The sequence below is a fragment of the Rugamonas apoptosis genome (assembly GCF_014042355.1).
In the GTDB taxonomy this organism is placed as follows: Bacteria; Pseudomonadota; Gammaproteobacteria; order Burkholderiales; family Burkholderiaceae_D; genus Rugamonas; species Rugamonas apoptosis.
The window spans coordinates 499,742-523,127 of the sequence record NZ_JACEZU010000003.1 but is presented as its reverse complement, the minus strand read 5'-3'; the positions used below and the strand labels follow the sequence as shown (position 1 = coordinate 523,127).

Here is a 23,386-nt window from a genome sequence, read left to right as displayed (position 1 = left end):
CCGCCGGGGCGGCGGGAGAGGTGGTGCTACGCATGTTGTCGCTCCAGTTACAAAATAAGTAAGAAAATAACTGAGCCAGTGTAAGCAATTGGCGCGCGACTGTTTTAAGATAGTAAGACAAAATTTATCGCAAATCTGCCAAACACACATCATGGCCATTTCTATCGCGACCCACACCGATGTCAACTGGCGCCGCAACGCCCCCACGCCGGAGCGGCCGCTCACCATGTCCGGCCGCGACTTGCAGGCGGACGACGCGCTGTTGCCCCACTCCCATCCGTGGGGCCAGGTGACCTACGCGCTGGAAGGCGTGATGCGGGTCACGGCCAACAATAGCAGCTGGATCGTGCCGCCATTGCGCGCCATCTGGATCCCGCCCGAGGTGGAGCATGCCATCACGGTGCTGGAAACGACCCAGCTGCGGCCCCTGTTCGTGCATGCGGACCGGGCGCCATTCGCGGGCCCAATGTGCCAGGTGCTGGAAGTGTCCAGCCTGCTGCGCGAACTGATCGTGGCGCTGGAACAGCATGACCAGCACGAACAATCGGCGCGTCAAGCGCTGCTGGGCGAATTGATCCTCGATGAACTGGCACGCTCGGCCACCCGCCCGATCCGGGTTCCGCTGCCGGACGACAAGCGGCTCAAGGCGCTGTGCGCGGCCCTGATCGCGGCGCCGGGTGCGGAACTGACGTTGAAGGATTGGGCCGCCCAGGTGGGCGCGTCGGAACGCACGCTGGCACGGCTGTTCGAGCGCGAGTTGGGCATGGGTTTCGGCCAGTGGCGCCAGCAGGTGCGGCTGGCGCACGCCGCGCCCATGATCGCGCGCGGCACCCCGCTGCTGCTGGTGGCCCAGGAACTGGGCTACACCAGCCAGTCGGCGTTTTCCGCCATGTTCAAGAAGACCTTCGGCTGCTCGCCGTCGGCCTTCTTCGACTTTCAATAGCGCACGAAGTCCGTTTCGTCGGGTTCCCCGATATTGCTCGACATGATGTGCGGGGAGAACTGGCGGGGCTTGACCATCTTGATCGAGTCGCGCTGAGGCCGCCGCTTGCCGTTGCCGAGCGTGAAGAAGCCCATGGTCTGCTGCAATTCCTCGGCCTGGCTGCTCATCTGCTCGGCCGTGGACGCCAGTTCCTCGGAACCGGAAGCGTTCTGCTGGGTGGTCTGGCTCAGCTGGCTGATGGCTGAATTGATCTGGCCCAGGCCCACGGATTGTTCCTCCGAGGCGCCCGTGATCTCCTGCACCAGGTCCGAGGTGCGCTTGATGTTGGGCACCATGGCGCCCAGCATCTGCCCTGCCCGCTCGGCCAGGTTGACGCTGCCGCTGGCCACTTCCGCGATCTCCTGCGCCGCCACCTGGCTGCGCTCGGCCAGTTTGCGCACTTCGGCCGCCACCACGGCGAAGCCCTTGCCGTGCTCGCCCGCGCGGGCCGCTTCGATGGCCGCGTTCAGGGCCAGCAGATTGGTCTGGTAGGCGATATCGTCGATGATCAAGACCTTGGTGGCGATCTGCTTCATGGCCGACACGGTCGAGCGCACCGCCTCGCCGCCCTCGCTGGCCTCGCTGGCCGCCTTGCTGGCCATGGCATCGGTGACCTTGGCGTTTTCCGTGTTCTGCGCCACCGACGCCGTCATTTCCTCGACCGAAGCGGAGGTCTGCTCGACGCTGCTGGCCTGCTCGCTGGCGGCCTGGGCCAGCGATTGCGCCGTGGCGCTCACTTCCTCCGAGGCGGCGGCCAGCGCTTCGGCATTGGTGTTGACCTCGGCCACCACCTCGGCCAGCTTGGCCACCGTGTTGTTGGCGTATTCCTTCAGTTCGCCGAACGCGCCCTCGTAATGCTTGTCGATGGTCTTGGTCAGGTCGCCATCGGACATGGCGCCCATCACCCGCACCACATCGGCGATGCTGGCGCCGGTGGTGGTGGCCAGCTGGTTCAAGCCCTCCCCCATTTCCCGCTGGAAGCCCTTGAGGCCATTCAAGTCCACCCGCGCCTCGAAATCGCCCCGGTTGGCCGCTGACACCACGGCACGCTGGCCATCGACCACCTGCCCCAGCTTGGCCACCGTGTTGTTGGCGTACTGCTTGAGTTCGCCGAACGCGCCCTCGTAAGGCTGGTCGATGGTCTTGCTCAGGTCGCCATCGGAGACGGCGCCCATTACCCGCACCACGTCGCCGATGCTGGCGCCGGTGGTGGTGGCCAGCTGGTTCAAGCCTTCGCCCATCTCGCGCTGGAAGCCCTGCAAGCCGTTCAAGTCCACCCGCGCCTCGAAATTGCCGCGGTTGGCCGCCGCCACCACGGCGCGCTGGCCATTGACCACCTGCTGCAGCTTGCCGATCATTTCCTTGACGGCGAACAGCATGCTGCTGGTGTCGCCGGGCCGGGTCTTCACTTCGGCGCTGAGGTCGCCCTTGGCCACCTTTTCCATCAACTCGGCCGCGTAGCCGGGCTCGCCACCGAGGCGGCGCACCAGGTCGAAGGTGATCATCCAGGCGATCACGATCGCCGCCAGCACGGCCACGGCCGACAGCCCGATCACCAGCCGGCGCGTATCGAGGTAATTGGTGTCGGCCGTCGCCGATTCCTGATCCATCAGCTCGCTCTGGAATTTCGCCATCGTTTCCAGCGACGCCCAGTAGGCATTGTTGGCGTCGGCGAACTCGCCGCGCAGGAACTCGGCCGCCCGTTTCGGATCCGACTTGGTGAGTGCATACAGCTGCTCATACTTGGGCGTGAGGACGCCGGCCTTTTCCGTGATGTCCTTGAACAGGGTCTGGCCCTTCTCCGTGCTGATCAGCTTTTCCATCTTGGACAGCGCCTCGGTGATCTTGGGCCGGTTAGCCTCGACGCTGCGGCGGAACTTCTCGCGTTCCTCGTCACTGGTGGACAGCAGCATGCTGCGCAGCAAACGGCCATTGTCGATGGTGCGCTTGATCGCTTCATTGGAAAACACCACTTTCGGGTAGCGGTCGGTCGTGATTTTTCGTATGCCCTCGTTCATCGCCCCCAGCCGCATCACGCTCACCACCGACAGCACCAGCAACAGCACGACGACGGCGCCAAATCCCAGGCCAAGGCGGGTGGCCACTTTCATGTTAGCGAACATCTCAACTCCCAGTAGGTGTTATGAACGTCATCTGATGTGACGGTGGCAATGCTGGTAACGACGCTGGAGATAAAGCTGAAAACGAAGCCGAAAACGAAACGGAAAAACTGAAACTGGATTAACAATGCAACAGGACGTCGCATATGGAGACGGGCGCGGGCGGGTGCAGCGGGCCAGACAAGCGCCGGAGCATATAGGTCATCGACATCATCCCCCAAAGAAATACGCCGCAAGGAAAGCCAAACCGTGACACATATGATGTCACGCGAATGTGACGGATTGCAAGAAATTTAAAGGCGGGGAAACGCACTGCCGGGGTGGCGCGCAACAGAATATTGGCATGAAAAGAAAAGCCGGGGATGGCATGCGCCATCCCCGGCCGGCAGCAGCCGTCGCGGCTTCCTTATTGCTGGGCTTCGAACACCAGCTCGCCGTTGCGGGCGTCGATCTGTATCGTCTGCTTGGGTCCGAAGTTACCTTGCAGAATCAGCTTGGACAGCGGATTTTCGATCTGCTGCTGGATCGCCCGTTTCAGCGGCCGTGCGCCATACACCGGATCGTAGCCCGCCTCCGCGATCTTCTGCAGCGCGGCCGGGGTCACCGTGAGCGCCATCTCCATCTTGGCCAGGCGGTCCTCCAGGATCTTCAGCTGGATCTTGGCGATGGCGCCGATGTTCTTCTCATCGAGGCCATGGAACACGACGATCTCATCGATCCGGTTGATGAACTCGGGCCGGAAGTGCGACCGGACCTCGGCCATCACGGACAATTTGATCACGCCCGGATCGGCATCCTCCATCGACTGGATCTTGTGCGACCCCAGGTTGGAGGTCATGATGATCACCGTGTTCTTGAAGTCCACCGTGCGGCCCTGGCCATCCGTCATGCGGCCATCGTCCAGCGCTTGCAGCAGCACGTTGAACACGTCCGGGTGCGCTTTTTCCACTTCGTCCAGCAGGATCACACTGTACGGCTTGCGGCGCACGGCTTCCGTCAGGTAGCCGCCCTCGTCGTAGCCCACGTAGCCGGGTGGCGCGCCGATCAGCCGGGCCACGGAATGCTTCTCCATGAACTCGCTCATGTCGATGCGGATCATCGATTCCTCCGTGTCGAACAGGAAGCCGGCCAGCGCCTTGCTCAGCTCGGTCTTACCGACGCCCGTGGGGCCCAGGAACATGAACGAACCATAGGGACGGTTGGGGTCCGACAGCCCGGCGCGCGAACGGCGGATGGCGTCGGCCACGGCGGAAATGGCTTCGTCCTGGCCCACCACCCGTTCGTGCAGTTTTTCCTCGATGTGCAGCAGCTTGTCGCGCTCGCCCTGCATCATGCGCGACACGGGGATGCCGGTGGCGCGCGACACCACTTCCGCGATCTCCTCGGCGCCCACCTGGGTGCGCAGCAGCTTGGGCTGGCCTTCCTTGCCGGCCGCCGCGCCGCTATCGGCCTGCTTGAGCTGGGCTTCCAGTTCCGGCAGGCGGCCGTATTGCAGCTCCGACACGCGCTGCCAGTTGCTCTCGCGCGTGGCCTGCTCCATCTGCAGCTTGATGCGGTCGATCTCTTCCTTGATGTGGGAGCTGCCCTGCACCACCGCTTTCTCGGCCTTGAGGATTTCCTCCAGATCGGCCAGTTCGCGGCCCAGCTTGACGATTTCCTCCTCGATCAGGCCCAGGCGCCGGCGCGAGCCTTCGTCCGATTCCTTCTTGACGGCTTCCTTCTCGATCTTCAGCTGGATCAAGCGGCGTTCCAGCTTGTCCATCACCTCCGGCTTGGAATCGATCTCGATCTTGATCTTGGACGCGGCCTCGTCGATCAGGTCGATCGCCTTGTCGGGCAGGAAGCGGTCCGTGATGTAGCGGTGCGACAGCTCGGCCGCCGCGATGATGGCCGCGTCCGAAATGGCCACCTGGTGGTGCAGCTCATACTTGTCCTGCAAGCCGCGCAGGATGGCGATGGTCGCTTCCACGGTCGGTTCGTCGACCAGGATCTTCTGGAAGCGGCGCTCAAGCGCGGCATCCTTCTCGATGTATTTGCGGTATTCGTCCAGCGTGGTGGCGCCCATGCAGTGCAGTTCGCCGCGTGCCAGCGCCGGTTTCAGCATGTTGCCCGCGTCCATCGCGCCTTCCGCCTTGCCGGCGCCCACCATGGTGTGCAGCTCGTCGATGAAGACGATGGTCTGGCCTTCATCCATGGCCAATTCCTTGAGCACGGCCTTCAGGCGTTCCTCGAACTCGCCGCGGTACTTGGCGCCGGCCAGCAGCGCCGCCATGTCCAGCGACAGCACCCGCTTGCCCTTGAGCGAATCGGGCACCTCGTTGTTGACGATGCGCTGCGCCAGGCCCTCCACGATGGCCGTCTTGCCCACGCCCGGCTCGCCGATCAGCACCGGATTGTTCTTGGTACGGCGTTGCAGCACCTGGATGGCGCGGCGGATCTCGTCGTCGCGGCCGATCACGGGGTCGAGCTTGCCGGCGCGGGCGCGCTCGGTCAGGTCCAGCGTGTATTTCTTGAGCGCTTCGCGCTGGCCTTCCGCTTCCTGCGTGTCGACCTTGTTGCCGCCACGGACGGCGGAAATGGCCGCTTCCAGCGCCTTGCGGGTCAGGCCATTTTCGCGCGACAGCTTGCCGGCGTCGGACTTGTCGTCCGTCAGCGCCAGCAGCACCATTTCGCTGGAGACGAACTGGTCGCCCCGTTTCTGGGATTCCTTGTCGGCCAGGTTGAGCACGGAGACGAATTCCCGGCTCACCTGCACATCGCCGCCCGTGCCCGACACCTTGGGCAGGCGCTGGATCGACGACTTGAGCGCGTTGGCCAGGCCGTTGACGTTGACGCCGGCCCGCTGCAGCAACGAGCGGGCGGCGCCATCGTCCTGGTTCAGCAGGGCCGTCAGCAGGTGGACCGGTTCAATGTAGGGATTGTCGTTACCGACGGCCAAGCTTTGCGCGTCGGCCAGGGCTTCTTGTAACTTGGTAGTGAGCTTATCTTGACGCATGGAGTGCTCCAGAGAATTTTTAACTTACCTGCCAAGTAAGGCTTGGCGGTCCGTTTTCAAGGAGACTCCTAATTATTTAAACAATCAATGATCCAAGTCAAACCTCATGCAGTACGCCACTTATCGAGCGCCGTTTCATCCGTCACGCGGGCATCCACCCAGCGCGCGCCGTCCGGGGTCTGCTCTTTTTTCCAGAACGGCGCTTCCGTTTTCAGGTAATCGATGATGAACTCGCAGGCCGCGAACGACTCGCCCCGGTGCGCCGAGGTGACGGCCACCAGCACGATCTGCTCCATCGGCCGCAACGGCCCCACCCGGTGGATCACCAGCGCCCCGAAGATGGGCCAGCGCTGGCGGGCCTGCTCGATGATGGTGGAAATCGACTGCTCCGTCATGCCTGGATAGTGTTCCAGCTCCATTTCGGCCACGCTGGCGCCCTCGTTCAGGTCGCGCACGGTGCCGACAAAGGTCACCAGCCCGCCCACGCCGGGCTGGCCGGCGCGCAGGGCCGCCACTTCGGCCGTCAGGTCGAAGTCGGCTTCCTGGATCCGTACTTCGCTGTGGAAGGCCGCCACCGTCATGCTGCCTCCGAGGCGCCGATACGGCGGAACAGGGTTTCGATGCGGCTGGCCGTGCGCGCGTCGGCCAGGGCCGGCATGGCGCACAGGGCCAGGAACTGGTCGGCCTGGGTCTGCGGCTTGTGTCCGGACTTGAGCGACGATTGCAGCACTTCGACCTGCATCTTCAGGCGTTCGCGCGCGAACTCGGCGCCGCTGTCGACCCCGGCCACGATTTCCAGCCGCAGCACTTCGTCCAGCAGGCGGACGCCGTTGCTCGCCAGCGTGGCCCCATAGGCGGCCCGTTGGCCGTCCAGCGCCGCCAGACCAGCCGCCAGACGGGCGTGCAGGGTCTTGTCGTACTCGGCCGCCAGCGGCGGCAGGCCGCGCCAGCGTCCTTCCCACTCGGCGGCATCGAGCGCCTCGCCGCCGGCGATGGCCTGTTCCAGCGCCTGCACCAGGCGCAGCTTGTCGCGCAGCGCATTGGCCTGGGCCGCACCGGCACGGCGACGGATGGCGTCGGCTTGCGACTGGACGGATGCCACAGCCGCCTGGTAGCGCTGGGTGATCTTCGCTTCGCTGGCGCGCGGCACCGAGCCGGCGCCATGCCAGGCGGCAGCCGTGTCGCGCAGCAGCTTGGCCATGGCCGCCAGTTGCGCCTTGTCTTCGCCACTGAAGGTGGCCGTTTCCAGCGCCGCGCACAAGTCCTCGCGCACGTGCAGGTGGGCCTTGCGTTCGTGGTCAGCCGCATGCGCCGTTTCCTTGCGCTTGGCGAAGATGGCGTCGCAGGCGGCCCGGAAGCGCAGCCACAGGGCCTGCTCGGCCTTGCGCTCCAGCGGCAGCGCCCTGGCTTGCTCCTGCCACCGTTCCTGCAGGTGGCGCAGGTTGTCCAGCGTGTGGCGATCCGACGGCTGCAGCTTTTCCACTTCCGCGATCAGGTGCTCGCGCCGGCCCATTTCGACCTGGCGCTGCTCCGACAGCGGTGCCAGCAACTGGGTCAGCGCCTGGTCGAAGGCGGTGTCGAGCTTTTTCTTGTCCTTGCGGTCGATGGCACCCAGCCGGCCCCACATCTGGCGCAAGCGCTGCGCGGCGGCGGCGATGTTCTTCCATTCGGCGCCCTCGCGCACCCCGGCCGCCATGGCCTGGGTTTCCTCGATCAGGGCCTGGGCCTTGGCGGCGTTGCTGTGGCGTTCGTCGGCCAGGTGCTTGAAGTGGGCGGCGGCCGGCGCGTAGGCGGCCGTGCAGGCGGCGTCGAAACGCTCCCACAGGCTCTTGGGCGCGTGGCCGGACACGGCGTCCAGGCCCTTCCACCGTTCGCGCATGCTGCCCACCTTCTTGGCCAGCTCGCTCATGGACAGACCCAGCACCGGCAGTTCCTCCACCGCCTTGACCAGTTCCTCGCGCGACACATTGCCGCCCCAGCGGGCCCAGTTGGCCAGCCGCTTGAGTTCGGCGCGCACATGGGCCAGGCGGTCGGCCTGGGCCGGCGACAAACGCCCGCCTTTGTGTTCCTTGAGCCACTTGTCGTGCTCGGAGGCGGCATGCAGCAAGCCTTGCTCCAGCGCCGCCTCCATCGCGGCCAGCGTGTCGAGGAATTGCTGGCCCACTGGCTTGGGTGCGCCCTCCTTGTTCGCCTCCTTGTTCGCCGCCAGATTGCCCTCCTGATTGGCGTCCCGGGCAGGTTTGCGGGCCGGCTGGGCGGCCGGCGCGGGCGCGGGCGCCGCGGTCGGCAGGCGGGCCAGCACGGCATCCAGTCCGGCCTGCAGGGCCGTGGCCAGTTCGCCGGCCGGCACGGCGGGCAAGGCGCGCCAGTCGCGGCGGATCTGTTCACCGTCCAGGGTGGCCGGATCGGCCGCTTGCCAATCGGCCAGCGCCTGCTGGCGGGCCGCGACGGCGGCCTGGTGCTGCGCCAGTTCGGCCAGCGCGGCGCCCGCCTGTTCCAGCGCGGCGCTGTAATCGCTGAGCAAATGGCGCGGCAAGGCGGCCTGCTCGGGCGACGCCAGGAAGCCGGCCTGGGCCGCCGTCAAGCGGGCCAGCGCGGCGTCCGCCTCGCCCGGCGCCAGCCCGGCGGCCGGCAAGCGGCGCAGTTCGGCCAGCGCGTCGATCACGCCGCGCTGCAAGGTGACCTGGGCTTCCAGGCGCTGGGCCAGGGCGGCCCGCACGCCGTCAAAGGTGGCGGCCAGCTCGGGGCCGGCGGCGGTGACGGCCCACTGGCGGTCCAACTCGGCCACCTGGTTGGGTGTGAGCTTATCGTCTTGCGCCAGGCGCTGGGCGCTGGCGATGCAAGCCTGGGCTTTCTCGTGCTCGGCGCGCTGGTAGCGGATGGCGTCGAGCCGGCCCTGCATCAGCTTGGCGACGCGGCGGTCGGTGTTGCGCATGGCGTGCAGCACTTGTTCCAGCAGGGGCTGAGAATGCACGTGTTCGGCGGCGGCCAGGCGCACGCCGGCGAATTCGCTGTGCAAGATCAGTTCGACGGCGGCCGCTTCGTCGCCGTTCAGGGCGCGCGCGCGCTCGGTCTGCTCGTCGCGGCGGGCGGCGCTCTGGGCGGCGGCGGCGCTCGGCTCGGCGGCGGCCATGGCCACGGCGGCGGCGTCCGGCTTGTCGCCCGCGCGCTTAAAGAGGAATTCGAACATGGTGGACTTTGCTATCAGGTGGGAGGGGCTAAAACCACCATGATAGCAAAGCGGACAGATTTTGCTCGCGCGGCGGCCTATCCGGCGCGTACGCGCTGGCGCACGCGGCGCTCCGGCAACTGCCGCAACAGCGGTGGCAAGGTCTGTTCCACGTCCATGCCGGGCAGCGGCAGCACCGCCAGCGCGGGGATGGCGATGGCGTCGTCGGGCCGCTCGTCGCCGCCGGGCAGGATGGCGGCGCCGTCGGCCGCCGGCGACTTGCCGCGCCGCACTTCTTCCAGCTTGGCGTCGTGCAGCAGGAACTGGTTGGCGATGGCGAACCAGGCGTCGCCCCCGATCACGCTGCGGGCGATGGCGAACAGTTCCTGCTCCTCCTTTTCCAGCCGCTGCAGCAGGGCCGCGCAGAACGCGTCCACGCTGTCGCAGATCTGGCCGACCTGGGCATCGTTGCCCTCGGCCAGGTCGCCCATGCGGGCCTGCATGGCGCGGATCTCGGCCAGCGCCGACTGGTTCAGCCGGTTCAGTTCATCGATCAGCTGGTCGGCCCGCTCCGTGGCCTGGCGGATGGCGGGAATCAAGTACATTTCCGTCTTGCGCCAGTTGCAGGTTTGGTACAAACGATTGAGCATCTCGCACGCATATTCGAGTTGCCCGATGGTCAGGCTATGCTGCTGCAGCAGCGTGGCGCGCACGTGGTGCTGGAATGACTGCAGACTGATGCGCACCTTGGCTTGCTCCACGGATAGAGCTACCAATGTATAAGTGGCCGTTAACATGTGTCTCCCCCGGCTGGCCGGTGCCCGTGTGGCGCTGTCACGGGCTATTGTTGTCTCGGAATTATTGTCTCGCGGAACCCCATTTGGGGGCGGCAGCGTCAAGCGAGGAAGTACCAGTGTAAAGAATTCCGACAACAGCGTCTTGTGAAATATCAAATGCTGCGCAGCATCATGCCACCGCCTGCAACGGCAAGCGCAGGTTGACCATGCCCGCCTCCGCATGGGGCAGCACGGTGCCGCCGAAGTGGCGCACCAGGCTCTGCACACCGTTGTTTTCTGACAAAGCCTCGCCGCTCAATTCGGCCGTGCCCCGGCTGCGGAAATAGTCGACCAGCTTTTGAAACAATACCCGCCCCAGGCCCAGGCCCTTGAGGTCGGAGCGCACGATGATGGCGAATTCCGCGCTCTGGTTGTCCGAATCGACCACGGCCCGCACCACGCCCAGCGTTTCGGGCTGGCCGTCGGCGCCGCTGCCGGTGGCGATGAAGGCCATGGCGCGGTCGTAATCGATCTGGGTCAGGCGCGCCAGTTGCGACGGCGGCAACTCGCGCATGGCCGAGAAGAAGCGCAGCCGCACGTCGTCCGGCGCCAGCGCGCGGAAGAACGCCAGGTGCTGGGGCGCGTCCTCGGGGCGGATCGGGCGCAGCACGATGGTGCGGCCCTGCCAGGCCAGTTCCTGCTCCAGTTCCTGCGGATAGGGGCGGATCGCCATGGTGCCGGTGGCGCGCGGCGGCGCCAGCCGGATGTCGGCGTCCAGCGCCAGCACGCCATCGGCGTCGGCCAGCAGCGGGTTGATTTCCAGCTCGGTCAGTTCCGGCAGGTCGGCCACCATCTCGGCCACCTGCACCAGCATGCGGCCGATGGCGTCGGCGTCGGCCGGCGCGTGGTCGCCATAGCCGGCCAGCAGCCGCGCCACCCGGGTGCGGCCCACCATGTCGCGCGCCAGCACCATGTTCAGCGGCGGCAGGCCGGCCACCCGGTCGTCGGCCACCTCGGCGGCCGGGCCGCCCTGGCCGAACAGGATCACGGGGCCGAACACGGGGTCGGCCCGGACCCGGACCGCCAGTTCCTGCGCCTGCGGGCGGCGCGCCATCTGCTGCACGGCGAAGCCGGGACCGGCGGCCGGCCGCAGCCGCCGCACCCGCTCGCGCATGGCGCAGGCGGCCGCATGCAGCATGGCGTCGTCCTCCAGGTCCAGCACCACGCCGCCCACGTCGGCTTTGCGGCCGATATCGTGGGCGCCGGCCTTGAGCGCGACCGGATAGCCGATGCGGCGCGCCGCCGCCAGCGCCTGTTCCGCGTCGGCCGCGAATTCCGTGGCCGCCATCGGGATGCCGTAGGCGGCCAGCAGCGCGCAGGTGTCGCGCGCGTCGAGCGCCGAGTGGCCTGCCGCCAGCGCGGCCGTCACCAGCGCCTGCGCCGCCGCCCGTTGCGGCGCGGCGGCGGCCGGCACCCGGGCCGGCACTTCCATCAGCAAGTCCTGGTTGCGGCGGTACTGCACGATCTGCAGGAAGCCATGCACGGCTTTTTCCGGCGTGTCGTAAGTGGGCAGGCCGGCGTCGCTGAAAGTCTGGCGGGCCGCCGCCACCGAGCGCCCGCCCAGCCAGCACGACAGCACGTTGCGGCTGGCGGCCCGCAATTGCGGCGCCAGCGCCTCGGCGATCAGGGCGCTGGACACCATGGCCGTGGGCGCGTGCAGGAACAGCAAGGCGTCCGCCTGCGGCTCGTGCAGCAGCGCGTCGACGGCGCCGCTGTAGCGCTCCACGGGCGCGTCGGCCAGCAGGTCGAGCGGGTTGGACTGGGGCGCCTGCAACTGGCGCAGCCGCTCCAGCGTCTCCGGCGACAGCCCGGCCAGCGTGGCGCCGCCCGCTTGCAGGGCGTCGGCCGCGATCAATCCCAGGCCGCCGCCGTTGGTCAGCACGGCCAGGCGCTCGCCGCGCTGCTGGCGGGCGCGGGCCAGCGTTTCAACCGCGTCGAACAGGTCTTCCGTCGAATACACGCGCAGCATGCCGGCGCGGCGGATGGCCGCGTCGAACGCCAGCTCCGCCTCCGGCTCCGGGTCGCGCCCCACCTTGAGCACGATCACCGGCTTGCCGCGCGCGGCCAGCCGGCCGGCCGACATGAACTTGCGGGCGCAGCTGACCCGCTCCACGCACAGCAGGATCGCGGCCGTGTCGTTGTCGGCCGCCAGATAATCGAGCATGTCGCCGAAATCCACGTCGACGCCCTCGCCCATGGCGACAAAGGTGGAAAAGCCGATGCCGCGCAGGCTGGCCCAATCCAGCACGGCCGTGCCCAGCGCACCCGATTGCGACACGAAGGCCAGCTTGCCGGCCGCCGCCGGCAAGTGGGTGAAGCTGGCGTTCAAGCCCAGCGCCGGCACTTGCAGGCCCACGCTGCCCGGCCCCAGGATGCGCAGCCGGTGCGGCCGCGCCGCCTCCAGCATGGCCTGGCGCACGCTGCGCCCGCCCGCGCGATGGGCTTCCAGACCGGCCGTCATGACGATGGCGGCGCGGGTGCCGCGCGCGCCCAGGTCGGCGATCAGGCCCGGTATGGTGGCCGGCGGCGTGCACAGGATGGCCAGGTCGGGCGCGGCCGGCAAGGCGCTCAACTTGGCGTAGCAACGCAAGCCGTGCAGGCGGTCGTGGCGCGGGTTGAGCGGCCACAGCGCGCCGCCAAAGCCGCCTTCGACCAGGTTGGCCAGCACGCGGGTGCCGATGCGCTGCGGCTTGTCGGACGCGCCGATCACGGCCACTGAGGCCGGTGCGAACAGATGCTTGAGATGCCTGATGCTCATACCAGATCCTTAGCGGCTGGCGCCGCGCTGTACTTCGCTGTACTTCGCTCTATTTTTCGCTCTCTTGATATCGCTGCCGCGCGTCCACTACCAGCGCGAACTGTGGTCTTCCGTCACCCCGACCAGCTGGTTGACCATGCGCTTGGGCGCGTCGGGCGCCGTACGCACCCAACCGCTGAAGGTGCCGATCGGCTGCAGGTAGCGGCTGGCCGCCACCACCAGGTTCTTGTTTTCGCGCCGCGCCCCTTCCGGCGTGAAGTGCAGTTCCAGCTGGTCGTCCTCGGTGAAGATGTGCCAGCGCGACAGCGGGTCGCTGTTATCGTACAGGAAGTGCGCGGGGCCCAAGGCGTGCAACTGGCCGTCCAGCCACAGCGCGTTCTCGTTGGCGCCGAAATAGCCGGCCTGCAGGTTGAAGCCCACTTCCAGGTCATGGCCGGAAGCCCAGCGCCACGCCGTCTCGCGCGCCAGCAGGCCGTTCGAATAATCGAAGCTGGCCACGCCGCCGGCCAGGTCATATTCGTCGCGGAACGTGCTGACCCGCCCGGTGACGGGCATGGCGGTCGATTTCTGGGTGGCGTGCACGGCCCCCTTGGCCACCGGGCCGCTGGCCAGCAGCAGCGGCGCCGTGCCGGGGCCGAATTCCGCCTCGATCTCCAGGTAATCGCAATGCAGCGCGAGCCGGTAGCGGCCCGGCTCGGGGCTGTCGATGGCGATGTTGCTGCGGCGCGTCTTGAAGCGGCTGGCGCCGGCCGCGTTGTCGGCCAGCGTGGCCGACAGGCCGGGCAAGCCGTCCTGCGAGAAATTGGCCAGCATGTCGCCGTCGTCGCGGTCGAAGGCGTAGGCGAAGGCGGTGCTGGTCCAGCCCACGTCGACGATGGCGACGGCGCAGAAAATGTGTTCCGTGCCCAGCGCCACGTAATGCCAGCGCTTGTGGTGGAAGCGGCGCCACAGGGCGCTGCGGGCATAGGGCGCGGCCAGCCGGGGCCAGTCGAACTGGTCGACCTGGCCCGCGTAGCGGCCAAACAGGGGCTGGCCGTCGGGGCCGATCAGGCTGGCGGGGGCGGCGGGCAATATCATGCGGAAGCTTCTTTCTGCTCTTGGTGTGCGAGGTTGAGTTGGGCCTGTAACAGTGGCGCGAAGTGTGACGGTACAGTGGCGTTCACCTGCACGCACGGGCAGCCATGCCAGTGCGCACAGCGCTGCAGGGCGGCCGCCACGTCGCGCACGAAGCGCTCGCTGAGGCGTGTGCCCGGCTCCAGCGCCAGCGATTTCAGTTCAAAGATGCCGGCGCGGCGGTGCGCCTTGGCGTCCACCCGTCCCACCAGCGCGCCCCGGCGCAGGATGGGCAGCGTGAAATAACCGTAGCGGCGCTGTTCGGCCGGGGTGTAGCACTCCAGCCGGTAATCGAAGCCGAACAGTTCCTGGGCGCGGCGCCGGTCCCACACCACCGGATCGAACGGCGACAGGATGGTGGTCAGGGTGGGCGCCAGCGCGCCGGCGGCGGCCGCCTCCAGCAAGCCGGCATGGTCAGGATGCACGTACACGGGGTCGTCCCAGCCGGCCACGCGCGCCTCCAGCAGCGCGCCTTCGGCCACCAGCACTTGCGGGTCCAGCCGCGGCGGCCGGGTGCGGAAATAGTCGCTGATCCAGCCGCCGCGGGCCAGGCCCAGCGCCTTGACGGCCTTCAGCACCAAGGCGCGCCGGGTCTGGTCCATGGGCGGCATGCGGCTGTCGTCCCAGTCCGGCAGCACCCGTTCGGCCAGGTCGTACACGCGCTGGAAATTGTGGCGGCGGGCGATCATCAGCACCCCGGCCGTGAACAGCACTTCCAGCGACCGTTTTTCCGGCTTCCAGCCCCACCAGCCGCCAGCCTGGCCGTCGGTGCGTTCAAAGTCGGCAGAGCGCACCGGCCCGTGGGTGCGGATATGGTCCAGCACGGCGTCGACGTCGGCGCGCCGCTCGCGCATCCATGTCTCGGAGTACTTCCAGCCCATGGAACCGGGGTCTATCATCCTGTGCCGGTACAGTCCATAGTCCTCCACCGGTACAAAACACGCCTCGTGGGCCCAGTATTCGAACAGGGCGCCCCGCTCCAGCGCCTGCTCCAGCCACGCGGGCGGATAGTCGCCCAGCCGGCTCCACAGCACCAGGTAGGGACTGCGCGCGACCACGTGGATGGTGTCGATCTGCAGCACGCCCATCTGGCGGATGGCGGCCAGCACGTCAGCCTGGACGGCCTTGCGGCGGCGCGGCTGCAACAAGCCCTGGGCAGCCAGATGCAGCGCACGGGCGGCCGCCAGTGTCAAAGTCGGTACGGTCAAATCCTGCTTCCTCTGCTGTGGGCCGGCGCGGGTAGGCGGCGGGCGAAACGCCTATTCTAATAAAGAAATCAACATTGCCTGTATTTTTTGTGCCACCAAAGTGATGCCTTACGACACATTATTTTCCCGCGCGCGCCACCCAAGGCGGGTAAATCCGTGCAGAATAAGCGAAATCATCCTTGAGACGGCCCGTCCCCGGCATGCCGCCTCCGATGCGGGGAACGCAGAACACTCATGACACGGATCGCCACCAGCCCTGCCCTGCGCTTCCTGCGCCGCCTGTATCGTTGGATACTGCTGCCGGCGTTTGCGCTGGCGCTGCTGGCGATCATGTGGACGGCCGTGGTGTACCAGGTGGGCCAGGAACGCCAGAACGCCCATGCCGAGGCGGTGTTGCACAGCCAGTCGCTGGCGCGTACGCTGGCCGAACACGCCAACCACCTGCTGCGCCAGACGGACCACGCCACCCAGCTGTTCAAGCTCAAATACGAGGAAACCGGCGGCGCCCTGCGGCTGGCGGAGTTCAGCCGCCGCAATGGCCTGCTCGAATCGCTGCTGCCGACCCGGCTGGAACTGCCCATGGCCCTGCTCGACGCGCGCGGCAATGTGGTCGACAGCATGCATGGCTATTTCGCGCCCGACATCGGCCAGCAAGCGTTCTTCCGCAGCCACGCCGGCAGTCCCGAGGACACCACCCTGGTGGCCACGCCGGTGGTGGAGCAGGCCAACAAGAAATGGCAGATCCAGCTGTCGCGCCGCCTGAACGCGCGCGACGGCAGCTTCGCCGGCGTGTTCCTGATCATGATCGACCCGGCCATCTTCGTGGAGGATTACGACCGCCTCAACGTGGAAGACCAGGGCGCCGTGCTGCTGCTGAGCCGCGACAGCGGCCTGACCACGGGCCGGGTGGACGAACGCCTGATCATCAGCGATACGCTCGATTTCGCCCCGGCGCCCGACGTTGCCGATGAACTGCTGCTCAAGCATCCGTTCGACCAGGTGGAGCGCATCTACAGCTACCGCGACATGCCCCGCTACGGCTTGACGGCGGTGGTCGGCATCACGACGCGCGGCGCGCTGGCGCGCTTTGCCCGCCAGCGCAATGTGTATTTCGGCGCCGTCACGGTGGCTTCGCTGCTGGTGCTGCTGTTCGTCGGCTTGCTGATGCAGCAGGCGCAGCGCCTGCGCCGCAGCGCGCGCCAGGTGAGCGAGGCCCAGCTGATGCTGCGCGCGGCCGCCAACGCCAGCCTGGACGCGGTCTATCTGCTGCGCGCCTGCCGCGCCCACCAAAAACCGCATCCCGTGGTCGACTTCACGTTCGCCGACCTCAACGAGCGCGGTGCCCAGATGCTGGGCCACAGCCGCGACGAGCTGCTGGGCCGCCAGGTGCTCCACATCCTGCCGGCGCTGCGCGATCGGGGTTTCCTCGATAAGTACCAGCATGTGCTGCAAACGGGGCAGCCGCTGGAGGAGGAGTTCGAAGCCGACTACCTGCCCGGCCCACCGCGTTGGCTGCGCCAGCAGATCGTCGCCATCGACAATGGCGTGGCCTTGACCACGCGCGACATCACGGCCCGCAAGGAAGGCGAACTGGCGATGCGCAAGAAACAGGCCGAACTGGCGGCCGTCAATGACGCCTCGCCACTGGGACTGATCCGGGCCGACCGGGCCGGCCATTGCACCTACGTCAATCGCACCTTCGAAACCATCACCGGCCTGACCCGTGAGCAGGCGCTGGGCGACGCCTGGCTGGACGCCGTGCACCCCAACGACCGCCAGGAAGTGAAGGCCTCGCTGCAGCGCATGGTCGAGACGCGCGAGCCGCTGCAGGACACGGTGCGCTGCCTGCGCCCGGACGGCGAAGTGACCTGGGTTTCGTTCAAGGTGGCGGCCATGATGGTGGACGGGAAGCTGTATGGCTACGTCGGCACGCTCGACGACATCACGCTGATACGCAAATCCGTGATGGCGCTGCGCGAGAGCGAGGCGCGGCTGCGCACCATCGCCGACACGCTGCCGGCCATGATCGCCTACATCGACTTCGAGGAAATCTACCGCTTCCACAACATCGCCTACGAACGCGAATTCAACCGCAGCGGCCTGCATGTGCAGGGCAAGAGCGTGCGCGAGACCGTGGGCGAGGAACGCTACGCCTTCCTGGCGCCCTACATCCGCCGCGTGCTGTGTGGCGAAACCCTGTCGTTCGAGGAGGAGGATGACAGCCAGGGCTATGAACGCACCTTCGAGGTGGTCTACATTCCGCAGCATGACGTGGACGGCATCACCGTGGTCGGCTTCCACGTCATGCGCCAGGACGTCACGGCGCAAAAGCGCGAGAAGCAGCGCCTGCTCAAGCTGTCGCAGATCGATGCCCTGACGGGCCTCACCAACCGTGCCGGCTTCCTGCAAAAGCTGCACGACGCCATGGCCGCCTGCCGCGAGAACGCCAGCATGATGGCCGTGATGTACATGGATATCGACCGCTTCAAGCCCGTCAACGACACCTTCGGCCACAGCGTGGGCGACGCCCTGCTCAAATCGTTCTCGACCCGCCTGACCCACGCCATGCGGGCCAGCGACACCATCGCCCGGCTGGGCGGTGATGAATTCACCATCATCATGGAGCGCGTCAGCCGCACTGACGACGCGGCCATGCTGGCCGGGAAAATCGTCAGCGCGATGCAGGCCCCGTTCAACCTCGATGGCACGGTGGTGAACGTGTCGGCCAGCATTGGCCTGACCTTCTACAGCGACGAGGACATGACGCCCGCCGAACTGCTGAACCGGGCCGACGTGTTGCTGTACGAAGCCAAGCAGGCCGGCCGCAACACCTTCCGCGCCGGACCGCCGCAGCCGGTGGTGCACGCGGCCTGAGGACAAGGCGCGGCGCGGCCGGCGCGGCCGGCATATTCGCGATAACGACTGCGTCAAACCGCGGCGCCCCATCTTGCGCTATATTGTGCGCTTTACCGCCCGCGCCCCCTCTATCTTCATGCGTCTGCTGCACACCTCCGACTGGCACCTGGGCCAGTCGCTCCACAATTTCGACCGCGCCTACGAACACCAGTGTTTCCTGGACTGGCTGCTCGACACCATCGTCGCGCGGCGGGTCGACGCGCTGCTGATCGCCGGCGACGTATTCGACAACGCCAACCCGTCGGCCGCCTCGCAGCACCAGTTGTACCGCTTCCTGCGCCAGGCCAGCGAACGGGCGCCGCACCTGAACCTGATCGTCATCGCCGGCAACCACGACTCGCCGGGACGGCTGGAGGCGCCCGGCCCCTTGCTTGCGGCGCACGGCACGCGGGTGGTGGGCAATGTACGGCGCGGCGCGGACGGCGAAATCGACCTCGAACAGTTGGTGCTGCCGCTCACCGACCGCGACGGCGCGGTGCGGGCCTGGTGCCTGGCCATCCCGTTCCTGCGCCCGGGCGACGTTCCGCGCGCGAGGCCGGTGGCGGAAAACGGGGCGAAGAACGGACCGGCAGCTGTGGCGGAAAGCGTGGAAGAAGCGGCGGCGGCGGACGCCGACGCCGTGCGCGACGAACCGGCCGGCGATCCCTACCTGGCCGGCATCGCCCTGCTGTACCGGCAAGCGCTGGCGCTGGCCGAGGCCCGCCGCCAGCCGGGACAGGCCATCATCGCCATGGGCCACTGCCACATGGTCGACGGCCAGATGTCGAACGACTCCGAACGGCGCATCGTCATCGGCGGCACGGAAATGCTGCCGGCCGGGATCTTCGGCCCCGCCATCGCCTATGCTGCGCTGGGACACCTGCACCTGGCGCAGGCGGTCGGCAAGCAGCGGCATATCCGTTATTGCGGCAGCCCGATTCCGCTGTCGTTCGCCGAGGTGGACTACCAGCATCAGGTGCTGCTGATCGACGTGGATGGGGATCAGGTGAGCGCGATCACGCCGCTGCCCGCGCCGCGCGCCGTGCCGCTGCTGCGGGTGCCGGCCAAACCGGCGCCGCTGGCGCAGGTGCTGGAGGAGCTGGCCGCGCTGGCGCCCGCGCCCGCCGAACCGCACGCCCAGCCCTTGCTGGAAGTGCGGGTGCGGCTGGACGGCCCCGAACCGGGGCTGCGGGCGCGCATCGAAGCGGCGATCGACGGCAAGCCGGTGCGGCTGGCCAAGATCGAAACGTCCAGCGCGGCCCGCGACCACGGCCAGCAAGACCAGGCCATGACGCTGGACCAGCTGGACCAGTTGAAGCCGGACGACATTTTCAAGCGTTTGTATGCGCAAAAATTCGGCAACGACGCTCCCGCCGACCAATTGAGCGCGTTCGCTGAACTGATGCTGCCCGGCGCCTGACCTACCCAACAACACCATGAAGATACTGAACATCCGCGGCAAGAACCTGGCCTCGCTGGCCGGCGAATTCCAGGTCGATTTCGAAACGGAACCACTGGCCTCCTCCGGCCTGTTCGCCATCAGCGGCCCCACCGGCGCCGGCAAAAGCACCCTGCTCGACGCCCTGTGCCTGGCCCTGTACGACGCCACCCCGCGCCTGCTCAAGGCCCTGGGCCGCAGCGTGCTGCCGGACGTGGGCGCGGAAACCATCTCGACCCTGGACCCGCGCAACCTGCTGCGGCGCGGCACGGCCGAAGGCTATGCGGAAGTCGATTTCGTCGGTAACGACGGCGCCAGCTACCGTGCGCGCTGGAGCGTGCGGCGCTCGCGCACCAAGGCCGAAGGCGCGCTGCAACCGACGGCCATGAGCTTGCACCTGCTGCCGGCCCTGCAGCCCGTGGGCGGCACCAAGACCGAAGTCAAGGCCGCGATCGAACAGCGCATCGGCCTGTCGTTCGACCAGTTCACGCGCGCCGTGCTGCTGGCGCAAAACGAGTTTTCCACCTTCCTGAAGGCGGAGGACAATGAACGGGGCGAACTGCTGGAAACACTCACCGGCAGCACCATCTACAGCGATATCTCGATTCGCGCGTTCGAACGGGCCAAGCTGGAACAAGCCAGGCTGCAGCAACTGAACCTGCGGCTGGCGGACCAGAAGCCGCTCAGCGCCGAGGAGCGGGCCACCAACGAACAGCAATACGCCGGCGCCCAGGCCGCGCTGGCGCAGCTGGACGAGCGCAAGGCCATACTGGAGCAGCAACTGCGCTGGCACCAACAAGCCGCGCAACTGCGCAGCGCCGAACAACAGGCGTCGCAGGCCTGGCAGGCCAGCGCCGCCGAAGCCGAGGCGGCGGCGCCGCGCCGGGCCGCGCTGGCCCGGATCGAGGCCGTGCAGGCGGCACGCCCACTGGCCGACGACTTGACCCGCATCGCCGGTGAGATCGTCCGCACCGAAACGGCCATCGCCGCCCGCAAGGAGCAAGCGGCCCAGGCGCGGCTGGCGCAGCAGCAGGCCAACGACGCGCTGGCGCGGGCGGCCACGCAACTGCAGGAGGCTGAACAGGCGCAGCGCGCCGCCACGCCGCAACTGGACCAGGCCAAGGCACTGGACGCCCGCATCGAAACGATGATGCCGGCCTACCGCCAGGCTCTCGGCCAGCGCGACGTGGCCGTGCTGGCGGACACGCAGGCCAGCAATGCGCTGCGCGAAAAACGGGAACAGCGCGACAAACTGCGGGCGGCGCAGGACAGCGCGGCCGCATGGCTGCAACAGCACCAGCAGTGGCAAACGCTGGCCACGTCATGGGAACGTTGGGACGTGCTGTTTGTGCAGGCCGGACAGGCCGCATCGCAGGCCGAAAAGCTGGCGCGCGAACTGGCGCGGGCACAGCGTGCCGCCCAGGCGCAGCGCGAACAGCAAGAACAGGCCGGGGCGCGCCTGGCCGCATCGGCCACCGCCATGCAGGCGCTGGAAGCCCGGCGCCAGGAAGCGCTCCGCGCGCTGGCGGCCTGCTCGGAGGACCGCCTGCCGCAGCAGCGCAGCCAGTGGGAACAGCGGCGCGATTTGCTGGCCGGCGCGGAGAGGCTGTGGCTGGAGCTCGACGCGCGCCAACGCCGCGGTAAGCAACTGGACGCACAATCGGCCCAACTGCATCAGGCCAAGGTCACGGCGGAAGTGCAGCTGGCGCAGGCGCAGCAGGAACACGTGGGCATCATGGCCGCGTTCGCGCAAGCCGAACGGTCGTTGAAACTGGCCGAAGCGGCGTGCGCGGAAAGCGTGGAAAAACTGCGCGCCACGCTGGAGGATGACACGCCCTGCCCCGTCTGCGGCGCGCTCGAGCATCCCTACCGCCATGAGGATGGCGCCCTGCAAGCCATGCTGGCGGGGCTGCGCCAGGAAGTGGTGCATTGCCGCGAGCGGATGATGGCCAACGCGGACCAGCAGACCAGCCAGCGCGCCGCCGTGCAATCGTGCATCGAGCAACTGGGGGCGATCGCAGCCGAAAGCCGCACCGTGCATGAAGCGCTGCGGTTGGCCGAGGCGGCCTGGCACAGCCACGCACTGGTCGCCGACACTGGGGCGGAAAGCGCTCTGCCAGAAGAGGACCAACGCCATGCATGGTTCGAAGCACAACTGGCCGCCGCGCGTGGCGAATTGCAGCGCATCGAACGGCAGGAAGCCGCCATGCGCACTGCGGCCGCCGCACGCGACCAGGTGCAACTGGCCTGCGACCAGGCTGGCACGGCCCACGCGCAACTGCTGGAACAGGCTGGCGCCGCGCAAACAGCGCTGGCTGGCATGGCGGCCGAACTCAAGGCGCTGGACGAACAGCGTATCGACGTGGCGCTGCAACTGGCGGCGCTGCTCGACGACTTGAACCCGGCCTTCAACGGCGGCGACATTCCCGTGGAGGACTGGCGCGACGACTGGCGCAGCGGCCCGGCCCGTTTTTATGAAGCGCGCAAGGCCGAGAGCCGGAGCTGGCTGGCCCAGCACGAGGCGAGCGAACAGCGCGCCGTGGCGCTGTCCACCGCCGACGTCGAGCTGCAAGCGCTGGCGGCGGCGCAAGACAAGACCGCCCTTGATGCGGCAGCGGCCCGCCAGGCCTTCAGCCAGGCGGATGCCGCGTTGCGCGCGGCGCAGGATGCGCGCATGGCGCTATGGGACGGCAAGGAAGTGCGCGACGTTGAACGCACGCTGCAGGCGGCCATCGATACCGCCCGCGACAGCGCCACGGCCCAGCAAGCCAACGGACAACAGGCGGCGCACAACGCGGCGCGCCTGGATGAGGCGCTGGCGCAAGCGCAGGCCAGCCTGGCCGCGCTGCACCAGGCCGCGCAGGCCGCCGCCGAGCGCTTCGCGGACTGGCTGCATGCCTACAACCTGCGCCAGCCCGACACACCGCTGGCCGACACGGCGCAACTGCGGGGGTTGCTCGATCACACGGCGGAGTACATCAGCGGCGAACGCGATGCCTTGCAGGCGCTGGACAATGCGGCCGGCAATGCGGCGGCCGTACTGCGTGAACGCCAGGCGCAGCACGCGCAACACCTGCGCGGCGCGCCACCGGCGCTGGAACGCGAGGATGACGAGGAACAGGAACAGGGACAGGAAGATAGTCAGGCCACTGCCGCTGAAGCGCCTGGCGACGATCCGGCGGCGCACGTCGCGCGGCGGTTGCGGGCATTGGCTGTCCGCCGCGCCGAGGCCGACGACGGGGCCGTCGCACTGCGGTTCGCGCTGGAGCAGGACAATGCGAAACGCCGCCAGGCCCAGGCCATGCTGGCCGAAATCGAACAACAGGAAGCCATCGAACAGCGCTGGGCGCGCATGAGCGAGTTGATTGGTTCGGCGGACGGCAAGAAATTCCGTAACTACGCGCAGCAATTCACGCTGGACGTGCTACTGGGCTACGCCAACGCCCACCTGAAGCAGCTGGCGCGCCGCTACCAGCTGGAACGCATCGTCAACCCGGCCAATCCGTCGCTCGGCCTGCTCGTGCGCGACCAGGACATGGGCGGCGAAATGCGTTCCGTGCATTCGCTGTCGGGTGGCGAATCGTTCCTGGTGTCGCTGGCGCTGGCGCTGGGACTGGCGTCGCTGTCGTCCAACCGGGTGCGGGTGGAGTCGCTGTTCATCGACGAAGGCTTCGGCAGCCTGGACGCGGAAACGCTGCGGGTGGCCATGGATGCGCTGGACGGCCTGCAATCGATGGGGCGCAAGGTCGGCGTCATCTCCCACGTGCAGGAAATGACGGACCGTATCGCCACCAAGATCCTGGTCCAGCCCTCGGCCGGCGGCAAGAGCACCATCGCCGTGGAATAAGGGCCGCGCCGGCGGCGGTCCACCC

12 protein-coding genes are annotated in these 23,386 nt (G+C 67.7%); 4 read left to right on the top strand and 8 right to left on the bottom strand.

Going from position 1 to position 23,386, the window contains the following annotated elements; translation table 11 throughout:
* Nucleotides 1-151 precede the first annotated feature (151 nt).
* A complete protein-coding gene (locus tag H3H39_RS08970; RefSeq protein WP_182152996.1) occupies nucleotides 152-943 on the top strand; it encodes an AraC family transcriptional regulator in 792 nt (263 codons plus the stop codon).
* Here H3H39_RS08970 and H3H39_RS08965 read toward each other — a convergent pair.
* From H3H39_RS08965 to H3H39_RS08930, 8 genes are all read right to left on the bottom strand, one after another.
* On the bottom strand, nucleotides 937-3,105 hold the full coding sequence (locus H3H39_RS08965) for a methyl-accepting chemotaxis protein (RefSeq protein WP_229217933.1): 2,169 nt from the start codon (nucleotides 3,103-3,105) through the stop codon (nucleotides 937-939). The two genes, H3H39_RS08970 and H3H39_RS08965, sit on opposite strands and share 7 nt — an antisense overlap.
* Nucleotides 3,106-3,508: 403 nt before the next feature.
* On the bottom strand, nucleotides 3,509-6,097 hold the full coding sequence (clpB, locus tag H3H39_RS08960; RefSeq protein ID WP_182152995.1) for an ATP-dependent chaperone ClpB: 2,589 nt from the start codon (nucleotides 6,095-6,097) through the stop codon (nucleotides 3,509-3,511).
* A 104-nt stretch (nucleotides 6,098-6,201) separates the two neighbouring features.
* A complete protein-coding gene (locus H3H39_RS08955) occupies nucleotides 6,202-6,678 on the bottom strand; it encodes a molybdenum cofactor biosynthesis protein MoaE (RefSeq protein ID WP_182152994.1) in 477 nt (158 codons plus the stop codon).
* A complete protein-coding gene (locus H3H39_RS08950) occupies nucleotides 6,675-9,287 on the bottom strand; it encodes a DUF349 domain-containing protein (RefSeq protein ID WP_182152993.1) in 2,613 nt (870 codons plus the stop codon). Before H3H39_RS08950 ends, H3H39_RS08955 begins: the two co-directional genes overlap by 4 nt.
* A 77-nt stretch (nucleotides 9,288-9,364) precedes the next feature.
* Nucleotides 9,365-10,063, bottom strand: coding sequence for a hemerythrin domain-containing protein (locus H3H39_RS08945; protein WP_182152992.1), 699 nt, complete (start codon nucleotides 10,061-10,063; stop codon nucleotides 9,365-9,367).
* Between the two features lie 169 nt (nucleotides 10,064-10,232).
* Nucleotides 10,233-12,860 (bottom strand): bifunctional acetate--CoA ligase family protein/GNAT family N-acetyltransferase, encoded by a 2,628-nt coding sequence (locus tag H3H39_RS08940; protein WP_182152991.1) that lies wholly within the window; start codon nucleotides 12,858-12,860, stop codon nucleotides 10,233-10,235.
* An 87-nt stretch (nucleotides 12,861-12,947) separates the two neighbouring features.
* Nucleotides 12,948-13,937 carry a DUF2804 domain-containing protein gene (locus tag H3H39_RS08935; protein ID WP_182152990.1) on the bottom strand — a complete coding sequence of 330 codons (990 nt, stop codon included), beginning with the start codon at nucleotides 13,935-13,937 and terminating at the stop codon, nucleotides 12,948-12,950.
* Nucleotides 13,934-15,181, bottom strand: coding sequence for a winged helix-turn-helix domain-containing protein (locus tag H3H39_RS08930; RefSeq protein WP_182152989.1), 1,248 nt, complete (start codon nucleotides 15,179-15,181; stop codon nucleotides 13,934-13,936). The genes H3H39_RS08935 and H3H39_RS08930 overlap by 4 nt, the downstream gene beginning before the upstream one ends.
* Before the next feature lie 234 nt (nucleotides 15,182-15,415).
* Here H3H39_RS08930 and H3H39_RS08925 point away from each other — a divergent pair, with 234 nt between their 5' ends.
* The 3 genes from H3H39_RS08925 to H3H39_RS08915 all read left to right on the top strand — a co-directional run bounded on the left by H3H39_RS08925 (nucleotide 15,416) and on the right by H3H39_RS08915 (nucleotide 23,361).
* Nucleotides 15,416-18,055 carry a sensor domain-containing diguanylate cyclase gene (locus tag H3H39_RS08925; RefSeq protein WP_182152988.1) on the top strand — a complete coding sequence of 880 codons (2,640 nt, stop codon included), beginning with the start codon at nucleotides 15,416-15,418 and terminating at the stop codon, nucleotides 18,053-18,055.
* Nucleotides 18,056-18,173: 118 nt separating this feature from the next.
* A complete protein-coding gene (locus tag H3H39_RS08920) occupies nucleotides 18,174-19,496 on the top strand; it encodes an exonuclease SbcCD subunit D C-terminal domain-containing protein (protein WP_182153097.1) in 1,323 nt (440 codons plus the stop codon).
* A 16-nt stretch (nucleotides 19,497-19,512) separates the two neighbouring features.
* On the top strand, nucleotides 19,513-23,361 hold the full coding sequence (locus tag H3H39_RS08915; protein WP_182152987.1) for an AAA family ATPase: 3,849 nt from the start codon (nucleotides 19,513-19,515) through the stop codon (nucleotides 23,359-23,361).
* Nucleotides 23,362-23,386 lie beyond the last annotated feature (25 nt).

Excerpts from the sequence above, each read along its gene's own strand:
- H3H39_RS08970 (WP_182152996.1), top strand. The coding sequence starts at position 152 with ATGGCCATTTCTATCGCGACCCACACCGATGTCAACTGGCGCCGCAAC.
- H3H39_RS08965 (WP_229217933.1), bottom strand. The coding sequence starts at position 3,105 with ATGTTCGCTAACATGAAAGTGGCCACCCGCCTTGGCCTGGGATTTGGC.
- clpB (WP_182152995.1), bottom strand. The coding sequence starts at position 6,097 with ATGCGTCAAGATAAGCTCACTACCAAGTTACAAGAAGCCCTGGCCGAC.
- H3H39_RS08955 (WP_182152994.1), bottom strand. The coding sequence starts at position 6,678 with ATGACGGTGGCGGCCTTCCACAGCGAAGTACGGATCCAGGAAGCCGAC.
- H3H39_RS08950 (WP_182152993.1), bottom strand. The coding sequence starts at position 9,287 with ATGTTCGAATTCCTCTTTAAGCGCGCGGGCGACAAGCCGGACGCCGCC.
- H3H39_RS08945 (WP_182152992.1), bottom strand. The coding sequence starts at position 10,063 with ATGTTAACGGCCACTTATACATTGGTAGCTCTATCCGTGGAGCAAGCC.
- H3H39_RS08940 (WP_182152991.1), bottom strand. The coding sequence starts at position 12,860 with ATGAGCATCAGGCATCTCAAGCATCTGTTCGCACCGGCCTCAGTGGCC.
- H3H39_RS08935 (WP_182152990.1), bottom strand. The coding sequence starts at position 13,937 with ATGATATTGCCCGCCGCCCCCGCCAGCCTGATCGGCCCCGACGGCCAG.
- H3H39_RS08925 (WP_182152988.1), top strand. The coding sequence starts at position 15,416 with ATGACACGGATCGCCACCAGCCCTGCCCTGCGCTTCCTGCGCCGCCTG.
- H3H39_RS08920 (WP_182153097.1), top strand. The coding sequence starts at position 18,174 with ATGCGTCTGCTGCACACCTCCGACTGGCACCTGGGCCAGTCGCTCCAC.
- H3H39_RS08915 (WP_182152987.1), top strand. The coding sequence starts at position 19,513 with ATGAAGATACTGAACATCCGCGGCAAGAACCTGGCCTCGCTGGCCGGC.